Origin of the sequence: Metapseudomonas resinovorans DSM 21078 (assembly GCF_000423545.1) — a bacterium.
Lineage (GTDB): Bacteria > Pseudomonadota > Gammaproteobacteria > Pseudomonadales > Pseudomonadaceae > Metapseudomonas > Metapseudomonas resinovorans.
On sequence record NZ_AUIE01000047.1, the window covers coordinates 1 to 17,481 of the forward strand.

Sequence of the window (17,481 nt, forward strand, 5' to 3'; positions counted from 1 at the left end):
GACCTTGAGCACGCTCTTGGAGGCGCGCAGTTTGGCGGTCAGGCCGAGTTCGCCGTACTCGTCCTGGGCGCGGCCGGTTTCACGGTCGCGCTTGAGCAGGCCGGTGTTGCTACGGTCGGCGCTGGAGTCGAGCTTGACGCCGAGCAGGCCAAGGGCATCGACGCCCACGCCGACGCTGCCCTCGGTGTAGCCGGATTCGTAGCGCAGGAGAAAGCCCTGGGCCCATTCCTCGGCCTTGGCCTGAGGGGCGTTTTCCTGGCGGAAGTCGCGGTTGAAGTAGAAGTTACGCAGTTCCAGGCTGGCCTTGCTGTCCTTGATGAACTCGGCCTGGGCAGGGGAGACGACGCCGATGGCGGTGCCGGTCAGCAGGAGCAGGGAGGAACAGAGACGGGTATGTCGGGACATGTTCTTTCTCTTGTTATTGTGGAAGCGGGTGAGCTGGCGGGCCTCTTGTTGGAGGGTCAGCACAGCCGCGCAACTATTCACGGGCGAGCTGCCCATTGAAATGCGCTGTTCTACCGACCGCAGGTACGTAGAACTACCGAGCCACTGCTCGGCAGCGCTTAGATGCGAGTGACCATGCAACTCAAATACAAGATCGTGACGCTCAGTGTCCTGCCCCTCATCGTGTCGGTGCTCTTTATCTGCGTCCTGGTGTTCGCCCAGAGCCGCAAGCTGGAGGAGGAACAGGCCAGGCTGGTGGAAAGCAGCATCATGGCTGCCAAGAAGGCCGAGCTGAAAAACTACCTGGAGCTGGCCCTGAGCCTGATCGCTCCGCTGTACCAGAGTGGCCGGGACGACGAGGAGGCCCGGCAACAGGCACTGCACATGCTGTCACGGGCGAACTTCGGCATGGACGGCTACTTCTTCGTCTACGACCGCCACGGCAAGAACCTGATGCACCCCCGGCAGGCGAACCTGGTGGGCAAGGAACTCATCGGCATGAAGGACAAGAACGGCCTGCCGGTGATCCAGGCGCTGCTCGACAGTGCCGAGAAGGGGGATGGCTACCAGCTCTACACCTGGGAGAAGCCCTCCAGCCGGCAGGTGACCGAGAAGCTCTCGTACGTGGTGATGCTGGACCGCTGGGGCTGGATGCTGGGCACCGGCATCTACATCGACGATGTCGAGGTGGCGACGCTCAAATCCCGTCAGGAGGTGGCCACGGGCGTGCTGACCACGGTGCTGGCGATTGCGTCCTTCTCGCTGATTGCCGTGCTGGTGGTGTTCACCGGTGGCCTGATGCTGAACTTCACCGAGCATCGCCTCGCCGACCGCAAACTCTCCGCCCTCAACCAGCGCATTGTCCACCTGCAGGAGGAGGAGCGCTCGCGAGTATCCCGCGAGCTGCACGACGGCATCAGCCAGCAACTGGTGTCGATCAAGTTCCAGTTCGAGCTGGCCAGCCTGGAGTTGGAGAGCGGGCAGAGCAGGGGGCTGGAGAACCTGCGCGCGGGTACGACGCGCCTGGGCGAGGCCATTGGCGAGATCCGCCGCATCTCCCACGACTTGCGCCCGTCATTGCTGGACACTCTCGGCCTGTCGCCCGCCATCGACCAACTGGTGCGTGAGTTCGAGCAGCGCACGGCGATCCGCACCCAGTATGAACGCGGGCTGGACGACGCCAGCCTCGACATGGACGTTCGTGTCACGCTGTTCCGCATCATCCAGGAGGCCCTGGGCAACATCGAGCGCCACGCGAAGGCCAGCGCCGCTATAATCTCGCTTTCCGCCAACGGGGACAGCATTGTCCTGCGGGTGGAGGACAACGGCGTGGGGTTCGACCCCGGCCTGATGGATAGAAGCCAGGGAATCGGTCTGCGCAACATCAGGGAGCGGGTGGATCACCACCACGGCAATTTCAGTCTTTCCTCGATAACCGGCCGCACGGAATTGCAGGTCGAGATTCCCCTGCAAAGAGCTTGACGGCTCTACCCAACCAGAGGCCGTGATGAGCTTTCCCCGCCCCATCAGAATCGCGCTGATCGACGACCACGTGCTGGTGCGCGATGGCGTGAAATCCCTGCTATCGGCAATGCCGCACTTCGAGGTCGTGGCCCAGGCCGAGTCCGGCGCCGAAGCGCTGGAGCTGGTGGCCTCCACCGAGCTGGACTTGCTGCTGGTGGACGTTGGCCTCAAGGACATGAACGGCCTGGAACTGACACGCAAGCTGTGCAGCCTGTATCCGGGCATCAAGATCCTGATCCTCAGCATGTACGACAACCAGGAGTACGTGCGCACCTCCATCAACGCCGGCGCTTTTGGCTACGTGCTGAAAAACGCGCCTTCCACCGAACTGATCGCCGCCATCGAGGCCATCGTCGCCGGCGGCAGCTTCTACAGTCCGGAAATCGCCCGCAAGCTGGCCACCAACATCCGCGACGAGAACGAGCTCACTCCCCGCGAATTACAGGTGCTGTCGATGATCGCCAAGGGGCTGAACAACAAGGAAGTGGCGCGCGAGCTGGATATCAGCGTGCGCACGGTGGAAACCTACCGCCTCAGCATTCGCCGCAAGCTCAACATCGACACCCCCGCCGCCCTGGTGAAGTACGCCCTGGAGCATGGGCTGATTTCGATCTGAACCTGATCCCGGCAACCTGCGGGCTGCGTTGATGGGTTTCGTTTCATGTTCTACCGGGACAGCGCCGTAGGATGGGTAGAGCCTGCGAAACCCATCGTTCTGTCATGGGGTTGCAGCGCTGTAGGAAGGGCAGCCCAACTGCCGACTAGAACAGCACCATCTGCTTGTCGACCAGTGAGGCGAAGTCGTCCCCCACGAAGGGCAGGATGGCATCTGCAATGGGTTGCAGCTGTCGGGTGAGGTAGTGGTCGTAGTCGATGGCCGAGCGGCGCGTTTCCAGTGGCTCGGGACCATTCACGGTGATCAGGTAGCTGATCCAGCCTCCGTTCTGGTACTGGCGCGGTCGGCCCTGGCGGTCGTTGAACTCGTCGGCCATGCGCGCGGCGCGAACGTGGGGCGGCACGTTGCGGGTGTAGTCGTCCAGTTGGCGGCGCAGCCGCTTGCGATAGACCAGGTGTTCATCCAGTTCCCCGGCCAGGGTGCGTTGCACGTAGTCGCGCACGTAATCCTGGTAGGGCTGGCGATTGAAGATGCGCTGGTAGAGCTCCTTCTGGAACAGCTGGGCCAGGGGCGACCAGTCGGTGCGCACGGTTTCCAGGCCCTTGAAGACCATCTCGCGACTGCCGTCCGGACGCGCCACCAGGCCGGCGTAGCGCTTCTTGCTGCCTTCCTCGGCGCCACGGATGGTGGGCATCAGGAAGCGCTGGTAGTGGGTTTCGAACTGCAGTTCCAAGGCGCATTCCAGGCCGTACTCCTGCATCAGGTGTTCGCGCCACCACTGGTTGACGTGTTGCACCAGGCTGCGACCGATTCGCGTGGCGTCGTCTTCGCCATGGGGGCGCTTGAGCCAGACGAACGTTGAGTCGGTGTCGCCATAGATCACGCTGTAGCCCTGGGCTTCGATCAGCTCACGGGTGCGGCGCATGATCTCGTGACCACGCATGGTGATGGAGGAGGCCAGGCGCGTATCGAAGAAGCGGCATCCGCTGGAGCCGAGCACGCCGTAGAAGGCGTTCATGATGATCTTCAGCGCCTGGGACAGCGGCTTGTTGCCGTCGCGCTTGGCGGCCTCGCGGCCTTGCCAGACCCGTTCCACGATGGCCGGCAGGCTGTGCCGGCTACGGGAAAAGCGGGCGCCGCGGAATCCCGGCACCGAATGCGCGTCGTCCGGCTGCTTGAGCCCCTCGATCAGGCCCACCGGGTCGATCAGGAAGCTGCGGATGATCGACGGGTAAAGGCTCTTGTAGTCCAGCACCAGTACCGACTCATAAAGGCCGGGACGCGAGTCCATGACAAAGCCGCCGGGACTGGCCTCCGGTTTCTTCTCGCCGAGGTTGGGGGCGACGAAGCCCTGGCGGTGCATCAGCGGCAGGTAGAGATGCGTGAAGGCCGCCACCGAGCCGCCACTGCGATCGGTGGCCAGGCCGGTGACCGTGGCACGTTCCAGCAGGAAGTGGAGCAGTTCGGTCTTTTCGAAAATGCGGGTGACCAGCTCGCAGTCCTTGAGGTTGTAGCGCGCCAGGGCGGGCTTGTCCTCGGCGAACATGCGGTTGATCTCGTCCATGCGCTGGTAGGGCGTGTCGATCGCCTTGCCTTCGCCGAGCAAGGTCTGGGCCACGTTTTCCAGGCTGAAGGACGGAAAGCTCCAGGTGGCCGAGCGCAGTGCCTCGATGCCGTCGATGATCAGCCGCCCGGTGGCTTCGGCAAAGTAGTGATTGTTGCCGCTGCCATGCTCGCGCCAGCCCATGGGGTCGCCGTCTCGGCCCAGGCGCAGCGGTACCTTCAACTGCTCGGCATGGGCTTGCAGCACGCGCAGGTCGAACTGCACCAGGTTCCAGCCGATGATGGCGTCCGGGTCATGCTCGGCGAGCCACTGGTTCAGGGCCTCCAGAAGCTCGGCGCGGCTGTCCCGGTAATCGAGTTGGAAATCGACATCGCTGGCGTCGCCGTTGGCCGGGCCGAGCATGTAGACCTGCCGTTGGCCGCAGCCCTCCAGCGCGATGGAATAGAGTTCGCCGCGCTCGGTGGTTTCGATATCCAGGGACACCAGCTTGAGCTGTGGGCGGTAGTCGGGAGTCGGTTTGAGCTGGGCGTCCAGCAGCCGGCCACTGGCATCCGGGGTGCCGCCGAAGAGCACGGGCGCGGTGATGAAACGCTCCATCAGGTAGCGCTCTGGCGGACGGATATCCGCTTCGAAGACATCCACGCCAGCCTTGCGCAAGGCCTTTTCCAGGCGCATTAGCTGGCGATATTGCTTGCAGTAGAGGCCGAGCACCGGGCGGTGCTGGAAGTCGCAGAGGGCAAGGGGGCGCAGTTCCACGTCTGGCTCGGCCCGCAGCAGGGGCTCAGCGCGCTCGCGTTGCTCGGCGGGAATGAAGGCCACCGAAGTCTGGACGGGCAGGCGTATCTGTCGCGGGCCGGCGTCGGTGGCCAGCCAGAATTCGACTTCCGTTCCCTCGGGTGTGTCCCGCCAATGCCGGGTCAGGACGAATCCTTGCTGTAAATCCACGACTGAAACCTCGGAACCTTTTTTCACTGCGGGATTCTACTCGTCATCGTTTCGCCGCGTGCGGCGGACGAGGTGCTGCTCATGGTGTCTGATTGACATGAAGAGCATGAGCTAAGCCATTGAATCGACAGCATACGGTCTGTCTGAGCAAGACTATTTTATCTGGCCAGCAAGGGGGCTTTTCTTTATGCTCCGCGGCCATTTTCATCCGTCCGGGAGACGATCATGCTGGACAATACCCTCGTACAACTCGAACAGCTTGTCGGCGAGCTGCTGCAACAGAACCAGGCCATTGCCGACGACAACGCGCGCATCCGTGCCGAGCTGCGCAAGGTCCGTGAAGAGAATGACAGCCTGCAACTGGCCGCGATGGAGCAGGAAGAGAAGCACAGCGCCACCGCGGAGCGCCTGCAGGCACTGGTTCGCCGCGTCAGTGAGAGCCGCGCCAGCGCATGAACAGAGACGGCATCCGCGTGCTGCGCATCCTCGGGCGCGAGTACAGCATCAAGGCGCCACCCGGTGAGGAGCAGGTGCTGCGGGATGCGGCTGCGATGCTGCAGGCGGAGATCGCCGCCAACAACAAGAAATTCCCCTACGTCACCGGCAGCGAGCTGGTGGTGCTTTCCGCGCTCAACCTTTGTGCGCGCCAGTTGAACGCCGGCGACAATCCGCAGGATGAGGCCGACGTTACCCAGCGCCTGGCCGTGCTCAATCGGCGCATTCGCGAGCAGTTGGACAACGCTGGCAATTGACCCAAGGGTGGAAATTCACAATGTGGATTTCCACCCACCGGGGGTCACTGGATGACGCGCAGGATATCGGCGCGGTTGATCTCGGTGCGGCCGTCTTCGTACCACGCCGGAATGGCGTCCTTGAGCAGTTCCTTGTCGCCATCCAGCTTGAACGGCTGGGTGTAGCGCTTCTTGCGGTAGGCGTAGATGTAGTAGGTGCCTTCGCGATAGAGGATGCGGTCGAAGGTGTAGAAGCCGATGTGCGAGCCGTTGCAGCGCGCAGTCAGCACCACGTCGCCTTCCTCGTAGGGCAGGGCGCCCTCGGCGCATTCATAGGTGAAGAACTCGCGAACATCGTCCCAGGCCACGCCGTCGCTGCTGGACTTGAGGTGGTTGCGCGCCTCGTCTTCGGATTGCGGCGAGTGGTCGCTGTACCAGATGAACAGCGGGATGCTCTGATTGATGTCGTCGCCCAGCCAGCCTTCGCTGTCCAGGTACTCGGCGGTGCGCGCCAGGCCGGCCTGCATGCGGCGGTGGTTCTGCTTGTAGCTGTCCAGTGCGTCTTCGAAGGCTTGCGAGTGGCTGCAGGCCATCACGCCGTCGATGGCCTTCAGTGCCTGGACTCGCGCCAGGTAGGCATCGTACAGGGCTGCGTCGGTGATCACGGTGCAGGTATCGCGCACCAGGCTGACGCCCACCTGGGTCAGGTTGGCGCTGCCGACTATCACCACATCCGGCTCGATCAGGTAGAGCTTCCAGTTCACGCTTGCCTGGTAACGGAAGTCCACCGACAGGGCCAGGTCAGGATTGGACTCGTTGAGGCAATGCTCGATGAAGTCGGGGGAAGTCAGCGAGTTGATGCTGCCGACGATGATGTCCAGCTGGTTGCCGTTCTCGATCATCTGGTCGATCAAGGGCTCGGTGCCGCTGGCGAAGGCCGAAACTATCGTGATCTTCTTTCCGTTCAGTTCGGCCAGATAGGTTTCAAGGCTGTCTTCGTAATCCAGAATTTCCATACAGTCTCCAGCGACATCTACTCTGCAATTTCCGCATTTTCGCACAGGCGATGCCATAAGCCAGCGTCCGAATTGCTCTGCGGACCCGCTGCATGGCTTGGACGTCTGGCGTGCAGCCTGGAGCACGAGGCTACGGGGCTGGAATGCACGGGAATTGGACGCTTCAATCGTTGCTTTCGGCAAACTCCCGCAGGGCATCGCCGTCCAGACGGTAGCGTACCCATTCGTCCTGGGGCAGGGCGCCGATGGCGCGATAGAAGTCGATGGCCGGCTGGTTCCAGTCCAGCACGCTCCATTCCAGGCGGCCGCAGTCGTTGGCGCGGGCCTCGCGGGCGATTTCCCGCAGCAGTCGACGGCCGGCGCCGATGCCGCGTTGCTCCGGGGTGATATAGAGGTCTTCCAGATAGATCCCGTTGCGCCCAAGCCAGGTGGAGTAACTGTAGAAGTACACCGCGTAGCCGATTGGCTGGTCGTCGAGCAGGCACATCAGGGCGCGGGAGGGTGCGTTGTCGGCGAACAGGGTGCGGCGAATGTCTTCGACACTGGCGATGACCTCGTGGCCGGCACGCTCGTAGACCGCCAATTCGGTGATGAAGTCGAGGATCTGTTGCGCGTCTTCAGGCTGGGCGGGGCGGATCGAGAGGGGCACTGTGACTCTCCATGGGCAGTTGAGGCGGCCATGCTAGTGCCTTTGACGGTCCGCATGAAGCGTCTGCCGAATCGCTCGCTAAGCTTGAGGGAATACCCGGCCTGCGGAGGGCGAGGGCGTGATACTGCTGGCGAGCGTTCTCCTGGCCCTGTTGATGGGGTTTGCCGTGCAGCGCGGCGGCACCTGCCTGGTGGCTGCGCTGGAAGAGGCCGTGAACAAGGGCCATTGGGCACGCTTCCGGGCACTTCTGGAAACCTCGCTCTGGGTGCTTGGCGGCTTCGTCCTGCTGCGCGCTTTCGATCGCCTGCCCATGGTGCCCATGGGCTATTCGTTGCATTGGCATGCTGCGCTGGGCGGGGCCTTGTTGGGTATCGGGGCCTTCATCAACGGGGGTTGCGCCTTTGGCGTGGTGGCGCGGATCGGCTCCGGGCAATGGGCCTGGTTGGCGACGCCGCCGGGCTTTCTCGCCGGCTTTGCCCTGGCCGGACGCAGCCAGGCAATGACGTCGGCCATGCCGGTGGCCATTCCGGACTGGTTGCAACAGGTTCCCATCGGCCTGGTACCGCTGATCATCGCGGCGCTGGTGGCACGTCTGGGCTGGCTGGCCTGGAACCGGCACAACGGCTCGGCGAATGCGTCCATCTGGTCGCCGCATCACGCCACCATCGTCCTCGGGGTTGCCTTCCTGCTGCTGTTCGTTTGCGTGGGTGCCTGGGCCTACACCGACATACTCGCCGAACTGGGCACCGGACGCTTCATGGAACTGGGTCTGCGCGGCGTGCTGCTGCCGGTGATGTTCGCCGGGGCGCTGCTGGGCGGCTGGACGGCTGGTCTTTGGGAACATCGCTGGCCTACGCCGTGGGCGCTGCTGAAGTGTTTCTGTGGCGGGGTGATGATGGGCCTTGGCGCCACCCTGGTACCCGGTGGCAATGACAGCCTGATTCTGTTCGGCATGCCGCTGCTCTGGCCGAATGCGTGGCTGGCCTTCGCCAGTATGTGCGTGGTGGTGGTGAGCTCGCTCTGGTTGGTGCGGCTGCAGAAAAGGCGTGCGTAATGGAGCAGCGGACATCGCCCGTGCCAGGCGGGCCCATTCCCGGATTGCATCCGGGCTACATTTGGTGGCTTCTGAGGGTTGGGGAACGACAAAAAAAGCCCGGCGATTGAGGCCGGGCTTCTTCTTTCGACGGGTGCAGACTCAGGCAGCGTGATCGAACGCCTTGCCCTTGGCCTTGCGCTCCACCTGCTTGCGGCAGGCTTCGCCAAAGGCTTCGAAGATCTTCACCGAATCGGGGTTCTTCGCCGCCTGCCATTCCGGGTGCCACTGCACCGCGAAGAGGAAGGGCGACAAGTTCGGCGCGTGGATGGCTTCCACCAGGCCGTCTTCAGCGCGGGCGATCGCCTCGATGCCTTTGCCGAGGGTTTTCAGGCCCTGGCCGTGCAGCGAGTTGACGCGGATTTCATCAGTGCCCAGCACCTTGTGCAGCCAGCTGTTCTGCTGAATGCGCACGCTGTGCGCCGGAGCGTACTGGACGTCTACCGGGTCTTCGGTGTTTTCGCGGTGGTCGTTGAAGCCGGGCTCGGCGTAGACCTTCTGGTACATGTCGCCGCCCAGGGCGACGTTGATTTCCTGCATGCCACGGCAGATGCCGAAGATCGGCAGTCCGCGTGCGAGGGCAGCACGAATCAGGGGCAGGTCGAAGAGGTCGCGATCCTTGTCCTGGCCTTTCTCCGGGGTCAGGTTCTCCTGGCCGTAGAGCGCCGGGTCGATGTTGCTGCCGGCACCGGTGAGGTAAACGCCGTCAGCCATATCGAGGTACTGCTCGAGGTCTTCGGTGCCGCAGCAAGTGGGCACGAGGACGGGTACACATTCGGAGAACTCTACCAGCGGGACGATGTACTTGTGGGTCATCACCTGGTAGTCGTGGCCCTTGCGTTCCTGGGCGCCCATGGACATCAGGACGACCGGTTTACGAGTGGTCTGTTTCTTATTGCCAATGTTGCTGTTGGACATATTTCACCTTGGGACAGGCTCAGCCTATCGTTGCTGTGCAGGCGCGCCAGTGAGGGTTAGCGCTACCTGAGATCCCGAGCACTGCCGGCAATCGGCGGGGCGATTTCCGGTCGAGACCTGCTATATAGCCTGCCAGAGCCGTTTAATATGTCAAACGATACCGACGAAAAACGTAAAAAATAATGGCCGATTTTTATCGGTTTTTCACGATTAAGTCATTGATTTATAATAATTTTGTCGCGTGTAAGAAAATATTTTTCGGTTCAGCATCCAGAACGAGTGTTCAGAATGATGGACTTTACGCCGGGTGGGGAAGTCTCGTCCTAGAGCGTCGTCGCCTTGCCCTGGCGGTCCAGCTCAAACACCTTGTTGCGCATCAACCGCTCCCTGAGCCAGCGCTTGGCCTTGCCGCGCCCCTGCCGTCGCGGCCAGAGCAGGTCCACGCCCACCAGCCAGTCTGTGTGCGGATAAGCCTCCAATTGCAGTTCCACCAGATCGCCGTTGGCCAGGTCCCGATGGATCAACTGGCGGGGCAGGGTCGCCCAGCCGACGCCTGCGCGCACCATTTCCAGCAGTGCCATGTAGCTCTCCGCCTGCCATAGCCGGGTCGCGCGCAGGTATTCACTGCTGGGCAGTTTGCTGGCATGGGCGCTGAAGGCCAGGCGGCGATGGGCATGAAGGTCGGCGAAGCGGACCTGGGGGAGCTGCGCCAGCGGATGCCCGGGGTGGGTGACGTGGACCATGATCAGCTTGCCCAATTGCTGGAACTCCAGTTCTCGTGGGTACTCAGGTTGGGAAAAGGCGATGCCCATCTCCACCTCGCCCTTCTGCACCATGCCAGCCACATCCCCGTGTACCGGGTGGCGGACGATCAGGTCCACATAAGGAAAGGCCTGCTCGAACTCGCAGAGCACCGGCATCACGGTGTTGTAGGGCACCTCGATGGCCAGGGTCAGGCTGGGCTCGGTTTCCTCCGTCAGGCTGTCGGCATGACCTTCCAGCGCCAGGCAGCGTTCCAGAACGGCCTCGGCCTCCAACAGCAGCTTCTGGCCCGCGGCGGTCAATGTCGGGATACGCGTGGAGCGGTCGAACAACTCGACGCCAAGGTCCGTTTCCAGGTTGGCGATGGCGGCGCTGACGGTGGACTGCGTGCGCCCGAGCCTGCGCGCCGCTGCAGAGAAGGAGCCTGTCTGCGCAACGGTGACCAGTACCTGCAGCTGATCCAGTGAAAACCTCATCATGCCTTTCCTTTCATCCATCGATAGAAGCGATGGTTATTCATTTGGTCCATCGCTATCAAGCGGGGAGTATGGCGCCCAACCAGCACTGCCTCCTCGAATCGCTGGGCAACCCAAACCTCATAACAAGAACACGTTGCTTCCCAGGAGAATCCCCGATGAGCCATCCCCATCCCGTGGACCAGTTGCTTCCCGTCCGCCAACTCTTCACCTACGGCCTGCAGCACGTGCTGGTGCTCTATGCGGGCGCGGTCGCCGTGCCGCTGATCCTCGGCAGCGCCCTGGGCCTGACGTCTGCCCAGATCGTTCTGCTGATCAACGCCAACCTTCTGACCTCCGGCATCGCCACCCTGATCCAGACCCTCGGTTTCTGGCGCTTCGGCGCGCGCCTGCCGCTGGTGCAGGCCTGCTCCTTCATCGCCCTGGCCCCCATGGTGATGATCGGCAAGGCCTACGGGTTGCAGGAGGTGTTCGGTGCGGTGATTGCCGCCGGTGCCATCACGATTGCCCTGGCGCCGGTGTTCAGCCGTTTGTTGCGCTTCTTCCCGCCAGTGGTGATCGGCAGCCTGATCACCATCATCGGCATCTCGCTGATGCCGGCAGCGGCGATCTGGCTCGGGGGCGGCAACCCCGGCGCGGAGGATTTCGGCAAGCCGGCCAACCTGCTGCTGGGGCTGGCGACCGTAGCCATCACGTTGGTGGTCCACGCTCGGTTCTCCGGCTTCGTCGGTAACCTGAGCGTGCTGATCGGGCTGTTCGCCGGCAGCCTGATCGCTGCCGCATGCGGCATGACCGACTTCAGCCGGGTAGGCGAGGCAGACTGGTTCGAGCTGTCCGCGCCGATGGCCTTCGGCACGCCGCAGTTCTCGCTCACGCCCATCCTGATCATGACCCTGGCGATGCTGGTGATCATGGCCGAGACCACCGGCAACTGCCTGGCCATCGGTAAGCTCACCGGTCGAGCCATCACCCAGCGCACCCTGGGCGACGCGTTTCGCGCGGATGGCCTGTCCACCATGATCGGCGGCCTGTTCAACAGCTTCCCCTACAACGCCTTCACCCAGAACACCGGTCTGATCGCGCTCTCCAATATCAAGAGCCGCTTCGTGGTGGCGGCTGCCGGCGGCCTGATGATCCTCATGGGCCTGTTTCCCAAGCTGGGCGCCCTGATCGCCGCGGTCCCCACGCCGGTGCTGGGTGGCTGCGCCATCGTGATGTTCGGCATGACCACGGTAGCCGGCATCCAGGAACTGTCGCGGGTGCGCTTCGAAGGCACCCGCAATGCCCTGGTGGTGGCGGTGTCCGTGAGTGTGGGCGTGCTGCCGATGTCCTTCCCGGCGCTCTTCGAGCACTTCCATGGCGCCCTGCGCCTGGTGCTGGAAAGCGGCATCTTCCTCGGCGCGGTGAGCGCCATCGTCCTCAACCTCCTGCTCAACCGGGAGGAAACCGCCAGCCAGGGCGACACCGCCGAGCTGGCCGACTGATTCGCGCATTCGCGCCTTTACTGCCAAGGAGTCATCCATGACCTTCAGCAATCTCGTTCCCACCGGAATCAGTGACCTCGATCTGGAGTTGCTGCGCCTCTCCATTCGCCTTTCCGAAGAGTCCCGCGAGCGCGGTCGCCACCCGTTCGCCGCACTGGTGGCTGACCGCAACGGCCAGGTGATCGCCCAGGCCGGCAACAACTCCATGCCGCCGGAGGGTGACCCGACCCAGCATGCCGAACTGGTCGCTGTCGCCCTGGCGGCCAAGGTGCTGAGTCCCGACGAGCTGGCCCTTTGCACCCTCTATACCAGCGCCGAACCCTGCTGCATGTGTGCCGGTGCGGTGTATTGGACCGGCATCGGGCGGGTGGTCTACGCGCTGTCGGAACACGCGCTGCTGGGTTTGACCGGTGCCCACCCGGAGAACCCGACCTTCTCCCTGCCGTGCCGCGAAGTGTTCGCGCGCGGCCAGCGCCAGGTCGAGGTGCTGGGGCCGATGCTGGAGTCCGAGGCCGCCACCGCCCACGACGGCTTCTGGTCGTGAGAGGCAGCCTCTCCATTCACCCGGGCGGTGTGGCCAGAGGCTGTGCGGCAGAGCATCTGGAGCGCCCTTGCGGTCCTTCGTAGGGCGTGTTTGAGCGGCGCGAAGCCCAACGTTGCGTGACGCTGACCGGTCACCGACGTTGGGCCGCGCTGCGCTCGGCGCCAACCGACAAAAAACCAGCGCTCTTGCCTTGTGCAAACCATTTCCCACAGTGGCTGTCTTTCATGCCATGTTTTCCCGGCATGAACCGCAAGGCAGCCCCTTCATGAGCAAGCTCGTCACACGATTCGTCATCCTTGCCACGCTTTTGACCCTGGCCGCGTGCGGCACCCGGGGACCAGAGGAACCGGTACTGCGGCCCGCTGAGGTGCGCGCCAAGGTGGTCAGGTTGATGCCGTCCAGCGTGGCGGATCGCCAGGGTTGGGCTGCCGATATCCAGGCCGCCTTCGCCGCCCAGGACATCCCTCCCACTAACAGCAACCTGTGCGCCGTTCTGGCGGTCACCGAGCAGGAATCCACCTATCAGGTCGACCCGCAGGTGCCAGGGCTGGCGAAGATTGCCCGGCAGGAAATCCAGCGCCGCGCCAGCCGCGTGCATGTGCCGGCGTTCCTGGTGAGTTCTGCGCTGAAACTCGACTCACCCAATGGCAAGACCTATGAGCAGCGTCTCAGCCGTGTGCGCACGGAAAAGGAACTGAGCGTGATTTTCGACGACTTCATCGGCATGGTGCCCCTGGGTCAGAAGCTGTTCGGCAACTTCAACCCCGTGCATACCGGCGGCCCGATGCAGGTGAGCATCGCCTTTGCCGAAGCCAATGCGCAGGGCTATCCCTATCCGGTCAAGGGCTCCATCCGCCAGGAGGTGTTCACCCGGCGCGGCGGTATGTACTTCGGTATCGCCCACCTGCTGGGCTATCCGACCCACTACTCGAAGCCGCTGTACCGCTTCGCCGACTTCAACGCCGGCTGGTACGCCAGCCGCAATGCGGCCTTCCAGAATGCAGTGAGCCTCGCCTCGGGAATTCCCTTGGCACTGGACGGCGACCTGGTCATCCACGGATCGAGCAAGGCGGGCTCCACCGAGCTGGCGGTGCGCGCCTTGCGTAAGTCGCTGGATCTCAGCGACTCCGCGATTCGCCGCGCGCTGCTCAAGGGCGACAGCCTGGCGTTCGAGGAAACCGACCTTTATGAGCGGGTCTTCGCCTTGGCCGACAAGGTGGAACGACGCAAGCTGCCGCGAGAAGTGATGCCGGGCATCGACCTGAAGAGCCCGAAGATCACCCGCAAGCTCACCACCGAGTGGTTCGCCAAACGGGTGGATGAGCGCTATCAACGTTGCATGAAGCGCGCCTCGGGCGGCTGATCCTGCGAGCGCCCGATCATTGCAATGTGACGGCCTGCGGTTTCTTGTACAGAGCCCGCAAGCCGTACCATTCTTCAGGCAATGCAATCCGTCGCCTCGTGCAGGACCCCGATTGCAGATGACCTGGGCGCCAGCCGCAGTCCGAGCAACCAGTCGTTTCACGTCCAGTGGCAATGGAGGAAGAACCATGTTCACCAGGGCCGCCTTTGGTGCAATTGCCGGTGTCATCCTGGGATTGCTTCTTGAACCTTTGCTGAAGGCCCTGCCGCTCGGTCCGCTCGTCAAGGCGTTCATCGACAGCTTCGCCGCGGAGTTGCTCACGGCCGGTCTCACTGTGGCGGGCGCATTACTATCGAAGCGAATCCGTCGACTGGACCACTTCATCGAAGGTCATCTCCTGTGGATCACCATCACGGCGTCGGCCTTATTCGCACTGAGTCTCTGGCTAAATGCGGGAATGCCGGTAGCCTTGTCCGCCCTTTGCTCGGTGCTGCTATCGGCGGCAGCAGCGGGATACCTGCTGGCGGTTTCCGGATGGACGATCCGCAAGGCGATGCAGGGCCTCACGCCGGAACAGCAGCAGGAGTCCACGGATCAGCGTGAGCAGGAAGCAAAGCAAATCACCGAGGAGGCGATCTTTTCCGGCGAGCCTGACATGGCTGTAGCTATATTTGCGGCGGATGCCGGCGGACGAGCGGGAGCGGCAATCGCTGCGGCCCTCCTGCTGATCCTGCAGGTTGCTGTGCTTGGCATCCTCACCCAGTTGGCCGCCACCTTCGCGGCGCATTATCTCTATGGCCTTTCGTGGCTCTGGGCAATCCTGACGGCTGCGGTGATCACTCTCGCCGGGATGGGCGTGCTGCAGGTGGCCGCCAGCATCGGTACCGCTCAAGCAGACAGCGTGCCGCTGGCAGAAAAGCACCAGCCGATCCTTCCCCGCGACGATGACCTGTGAGCGCCGCGTGTGCGCCGGCCCCGCTGGTTCTCAACGCTCCATCACATAGGTTCCAGGTGCGGGGCAGAGAGGCGGGTACTTGCGAGCCCCCAGCTTCTTCGGCGCTGGCAGGCTGTCGCCTGAGCGTTGTTGAATCCACTCCCGCCAATGGGGCCACCAACTGCCTTGCTGGCGTTCGCCGGCGTTCTGCAGCCAGGTCTCTGGGTCATCGGCAGCAGCAGGCGCCGCATAGAAGAATGACTTGGGATTGCCCGGCGGGTTGACCAGGCTCTGCAGGTGGCCGGCGTTGGACAGCACGTAGGTGGCGTCCGCACCGAACAGGCGGGCCGTGCCGTAGCAGCCTTGCCAGGGCGTGATGTGGTCGGTGGTGCCGCCAATCACATAGGCGCCGACCTTCACTTGGGTCATGTCGATCGCTTCGCCGGCAATTTCCAGGGTGCCCGGGTTGCTGTAGGGGTTGAGTTGCACCAGGTCGAGGTAGTCCGCGTGCAACTGTGCCGGTAGCCGCGTGGTGTCGTTGTTCCAGGCGAGGATGTCGAACGCCGGCGGCTTGTTGCCCAGCAGGTAGTTGTTGACCCAATAGTTCCAGATCAGGTCGTTGGGGCGCATCCAGGCGAACATGCGCGCCATGTCCTGGCCGCTCAGCACGCCCTTGCGCCGCGAGCTGGCCTTGGCCGCGCGCAGGGCGGCCGGGGTGGTGAAGAGGCCGAGCGTGGTGTCGTCCAGTGCCGAGGGCATGTCGAGCACACACACGGCCCAACTGGTGTTGGCCACCTTGTGGCCTTCGCCACGGGCCGCCAGCCAGCCCAGGTAGGCCGCCAGGGTGATGCCGCCGGAACAGGAGCCCCACATGTTCACGTCTGGGCTGCCGGTTACCTTGCGCGCCACGTCCACGGCCTGGTCGAGGCACAGGGCGTAGTCGGACAGGCCCCAATCGCGGTGTTCGCTGGTGGGGTTGCGCCAGCTGATGACGAACAGGTTCACGCCGCTGTCCTGGATCCACTTGATCAGGCTCTTTTCCGGCGCCAGGTCGATGGCGTAGTACTTGTTGATCTGCGGCGGCGACATCACCAATGGCCGCGCATAGGTGTTCGCGGTGGTCGGTGCGAACTGCAGCAGCTCGAACATGTCGTTGCGGAACACCACTTCGCCCTTGGCCGTGGCGATGTTCTCTCCCACCTTGAACGGTGTGCTGTCGACTTGCGCCGGGAGTCCCCGGTTATTCAGCAGGTCGTGGGTGAACTGTCGAACGCCCTTGGCGAGACTCACACCGCCCGTGTCCACCAACTTGCGCAGGGCCGCCGGATTGGTCAGGGGCGAATTGCTCGGCGACAGGGCGTCGGCCAGCAGCGATGCGACGAACTGGGCCCGGCTTTTCTCCATGGGAGCAAGATCGGTGGATTCGATGAAGCGAGTGAACTCGCTCTGGCCGGCCAGATAGCTTTGCAGCAGGGCACGCAAGAGGAAATTGGATTGCCAGGCCGGATCGGCGAAGCGCCTGTCCCTGGGGTCTGGAGCAATGCTCGACGTACCCCCGACGATGGCGCGCAGCTCCTTCAGGTAACCCCCGAGGTGGTAACCGGCCTTGAGCGGCGATTTGCCCAGGGCCTTGAGCAGGTAGCCGGTAGAGCTGGCCAGGTCGGCTGCGCGCACGCTGACCAGCGGGTTGCCCGCCAGAGTCTGGCTCGATGCCGTGCCGATCAGCTCGTGCTGCTCGGCGTTCTGCGGGAGGTCGGCGTCCTTGCGGGTGCGGCGGGTTCGGCCTGCTGCTGGAAGTCGCTTGGCGGTTGTTGCGGTCTGGCTCGTTCGAGGGGATTTGCTCATTACGACTCTCGTGTTCCCGGGCAAGGAGCCCTGCTTGCGTTGAAGAGCATCGACTCTAGGCGGCGCGCCGACCGGAAGCCTTGCATCGCACGACAGCGGTTTTTCATTTCATGACAGTGGCTGCGCTGAGCGACGGGGGGCAGGGGCAGAGCTGCCTCGGTCGACTAACCGAGTTGCGATTACGTTTCTCATTGGTACTGACGTAACTGGAGCAGGGCGCCGTTCACCTTGTTGAACCGTAAGCGCTCCACAAACCCCACCTTCATTTGAACTGTCCGCTTGCGGATGCTGGGCTCCCGTTTTCCCAGTGGAGCCCCGTCATGATGCGTCCGGACGCCAAGGTCAAAGCCGTCTACCTCTATCCGAAGCCCGTCGACTTCCGGAAATCCATTGATGGTCTGGCGGCCCTGGTGGAGCTGGATATCAAGGTGGCCGTGTTCGACCCCGTGTTGTTTGTCTTCCTCAACAAGACCCGCAACCGGGTGAAGATCCTCTATTGGGAACGCAATGGCTTCTGCCTGTGGTTCAAGCGCCTGCAGGCTGAGCGCTTCAAGACCAAGCCCAATGCTGATG

At 63.2% G+C, this 17,481-nt stretch carries 17 protein-coding genes; 10 read left to right on the forward strand and 7 right to left on the reverse strand.

Annotated elements, in window-relative coordinates:
- Positions 1–405: OprD family outer membrane porin (locus G559_RS29250; protein ID WP_036997752.1), on the reverse strand; the 405-nt coding region annotated here is incomplete at its 3' end.
- A gap of 174 nt (positions 406–579) precedes the next feature.
- On the opposite strand from G559_RS29250, the gene G559_RS0122920 reads away from it, so the two are divergent.
- Positions 580–1,926, forward strand: a complete 1,347-nt coding sequence (locus G559_RS0122920; RefSeq protein ID WP_028630481.1) for a cache domain-containing protein — start codon at positions 580–582, stop codon at positions 1,924–1,926.
- A gap of 25 nt (positions 1,927–1,951) precedes the next feature.
- Positions 1,952–2,584, forward strand: a complete 633-nt coding sequence (locus G559_RS0122925; RefSeq protein ID WP_028630482.1) for a response regulator — start codon at positions 1,952–1,954, stop codon at positions 2,582–2,584.
- 145 nt (positions 2,585–2,729) lie between these two features.
- On the opposite strand, the gene G559_RS0122930 is transcribed toward G559_RS0122925, so the two are convergent.
- Complete coding sequence (locus tag G559_RS0122930; RefSeq protein WP_028630483.1) at positions 2,730–5,093, reverse strand: DNA polymerase II; 2,364 nt, start codon at positions 5,091–5,093, stop codon at positions 2,730–2,732.
- Positions 5,094–5,318: 225 nt separating this feature from the next.
- Here G559_RS0122930 and G559_RS0122935 point away from each other — a divergent pair, with 225 nt between their 5' ends.
- Together G559_RS0122935 and G559_RS0122940 are read left to right on the forward strand one after the other, a co-directional pair.
- Positions 5,319–5,549: a hypothetical protein gene (locus tag G559_RS0122935; RefSeq protein ID WP_028630484.1), complete on the forward strand. Its 231-nt coding sequence runs from the start codon at positions 5,319–5,321 to the stop codon at positions 5,547–5,549.
- Entirely contained in the window at positions 5,546–5,845 is a 300-nt protein-coding gene (locus tag G559_RS0122940; RefSeq protein ID WP_028630485.1) for a cell division protein ZapA, read from the forward strand. The genes G559_RS0122935 and G559_RS0122940 overlap by 4 nt, the downstream gene beginning before the upstream one ends.
- Before the next feature lie 44 nt (positions 5,846–5,889).
- On the opposite strand, the gene G559_RS0122945 is transcribed toward G559_RS0122940, so the two are convergent.
- Together G559_RS0122945 and G559_RS0122950 are read right to left on the reverse strand one after the other, a co-directional pair.
- A complete protein-coding gene (locus G559_RS0122945; protein ID WP_028630486.1) occupies positions 5,890–6,840 on the reverse strand; it encodes a phospholipase D family protein in 951 nt (316 codons plus the stop codon).
- Positions 6,841–7,003: 163 nt separating this feature from the next.
- Entirely contained in the window at positions 7,004–7,489 is a 486-nt protein-coding gene (locus tag G559_RS0122950) for a GNAT family N-acetyltransferase (protein WP_028630487.1), read from the reverse strand.
- 118 nt (positions 7,490–7,607) lie between these two features.
- On the opposite strand from G559_RS0122950, the gene G559_RS0122955 reads away from it, so the two are divergent.
- Entirely contained in the window at positions 7,608–8,543 is a 936-nt protein-coding gene (locus G559_RS0122955; protein ID WP_028630488.1) for a YeeE/YedE thiosulfate transporter family protein, read from the forward strand.
- Positions 8,544–8,684: 141 nt separating this feature from the next.
- Here the strand turns inward: G559_RS0122955 and G559_RS0122960 are convergent, their stop codons facing one another.
- Both G559_RS0122960 and G559_RS0122965 read right to left on the reverse strand, forming a co-directional pair.
- Positions 8,685–9,500, reverse strand: a complete 816-nt coding sequence (locus G559_RS0122960) for a gamma-glutamyl-gamma-aminobutyrate hydrolase family protein (protein ID WP_028630489.1) — start codon at positions 9,498–9,500, stop codon at positions 8,685–8,687.
- 323 nt (positions 9,501–9,823) lie between these two features.
- Positions 9,824–10,738: a LysR family transcriptional regulator gene (locus G559_RS0122965; RefSeq protein ID WP_028630490.1), complete on the reverse strand. Its 915-nt coding sequence runs from the start codon at positions 10,736–10,738 to the stop codon at positions 9,824–9,826.
- Between the two features lie 158 nt (positions 10,739–10,896).
- Here G559_RS0122965 and G559_RS0122970 point away from each other — a divergent pair, with 158 nt between their 5' ends.
- The 4 genes from G559_RS0122970 to G559_RS0122985 all read left to right on the forward strand — a co-directional run bounded on the left by G559_RS0122970 (position 10,897) and on the right by G559_RS0122985 (position 15,084).
- Positions 10,897–12,222 carry a nucleobase:cation symporter-2 family protein gene (locus G559_RS0122970; RefSeq protein ID WP_036997754.1) on the forward strand — a complete coding sequence of 442 codons (1,326 nt, stop codon included), beginning with the start codon at positions 10,897–10,899 and terminating at the stop codon, positions 12,220–12,222.
- Between the two features lie 37 nt (positions 12,223–12,259).
- Positions 12,260–12,766, forward strand: coding sequence for a nucleoside deaminase (locus G559_RS0122975; protein ID WP_028630492.1), 507 nt, complete (start codon positions 12,260–12,262; stop codon positions 12,764–12,766).
- Between the two features lie 265 nt (positions 12,767–13,031).
- Positions 13,032–14,129 carry a DUF1615 domain-containing protein gene (locus tag G559_RS0122980; protein ID WP_028630493.1) on the forward strand — a complete coding sequence of 366 codons (1,098 nt, stop codon included), beginning with the start codon at positions 13,032–13,034 and terminating at the stop codon, positions 14,127–14,129.
- A gap of 187 nt (positions 14,130–14,316) precedes the next feature.
- Positions 14,317–15,084, forward strand: a complete 768-nt coding sequence (locus G559_RS0122985) for a hypothetical protein (RefSeq protein WP_028630494.1) — start codon at positions 14,317–14,319, stop codon at positions 15,082–15,084.
- A 30-nt stretch (positions 15,085–15,114) separates the two neighbouring features.
- On the opposite strand, the gene G559_RS0122990 is transcribed toward G559_RS0122985, so the two are convergent.
- Positions 15,115–16,908: an alpha/beta fold hydrolase gene (locus tag G559_RS0122990; protein ID WP_036997756.1), complete on the reverse strand. Its 1,794-nt coding sequence runs from the start codon at positions 16,906–16,908 to the stop codon at positions 15,115–15,117.
- 320 nt (positions 16,909–17,228) lie between these two features.
- Here G559_RS0122990 and tnpB point away from each other — a divergent pair.
- On the forward strand, positions 17,229–17,481 hold a 253-nt coding region (tnpB, locus tag G559_RS0122995; RefSeq protein ID WP_028630496.1), incomplete at its 3' end, for an IS66 family insertion sequence element accessory protein TnpB.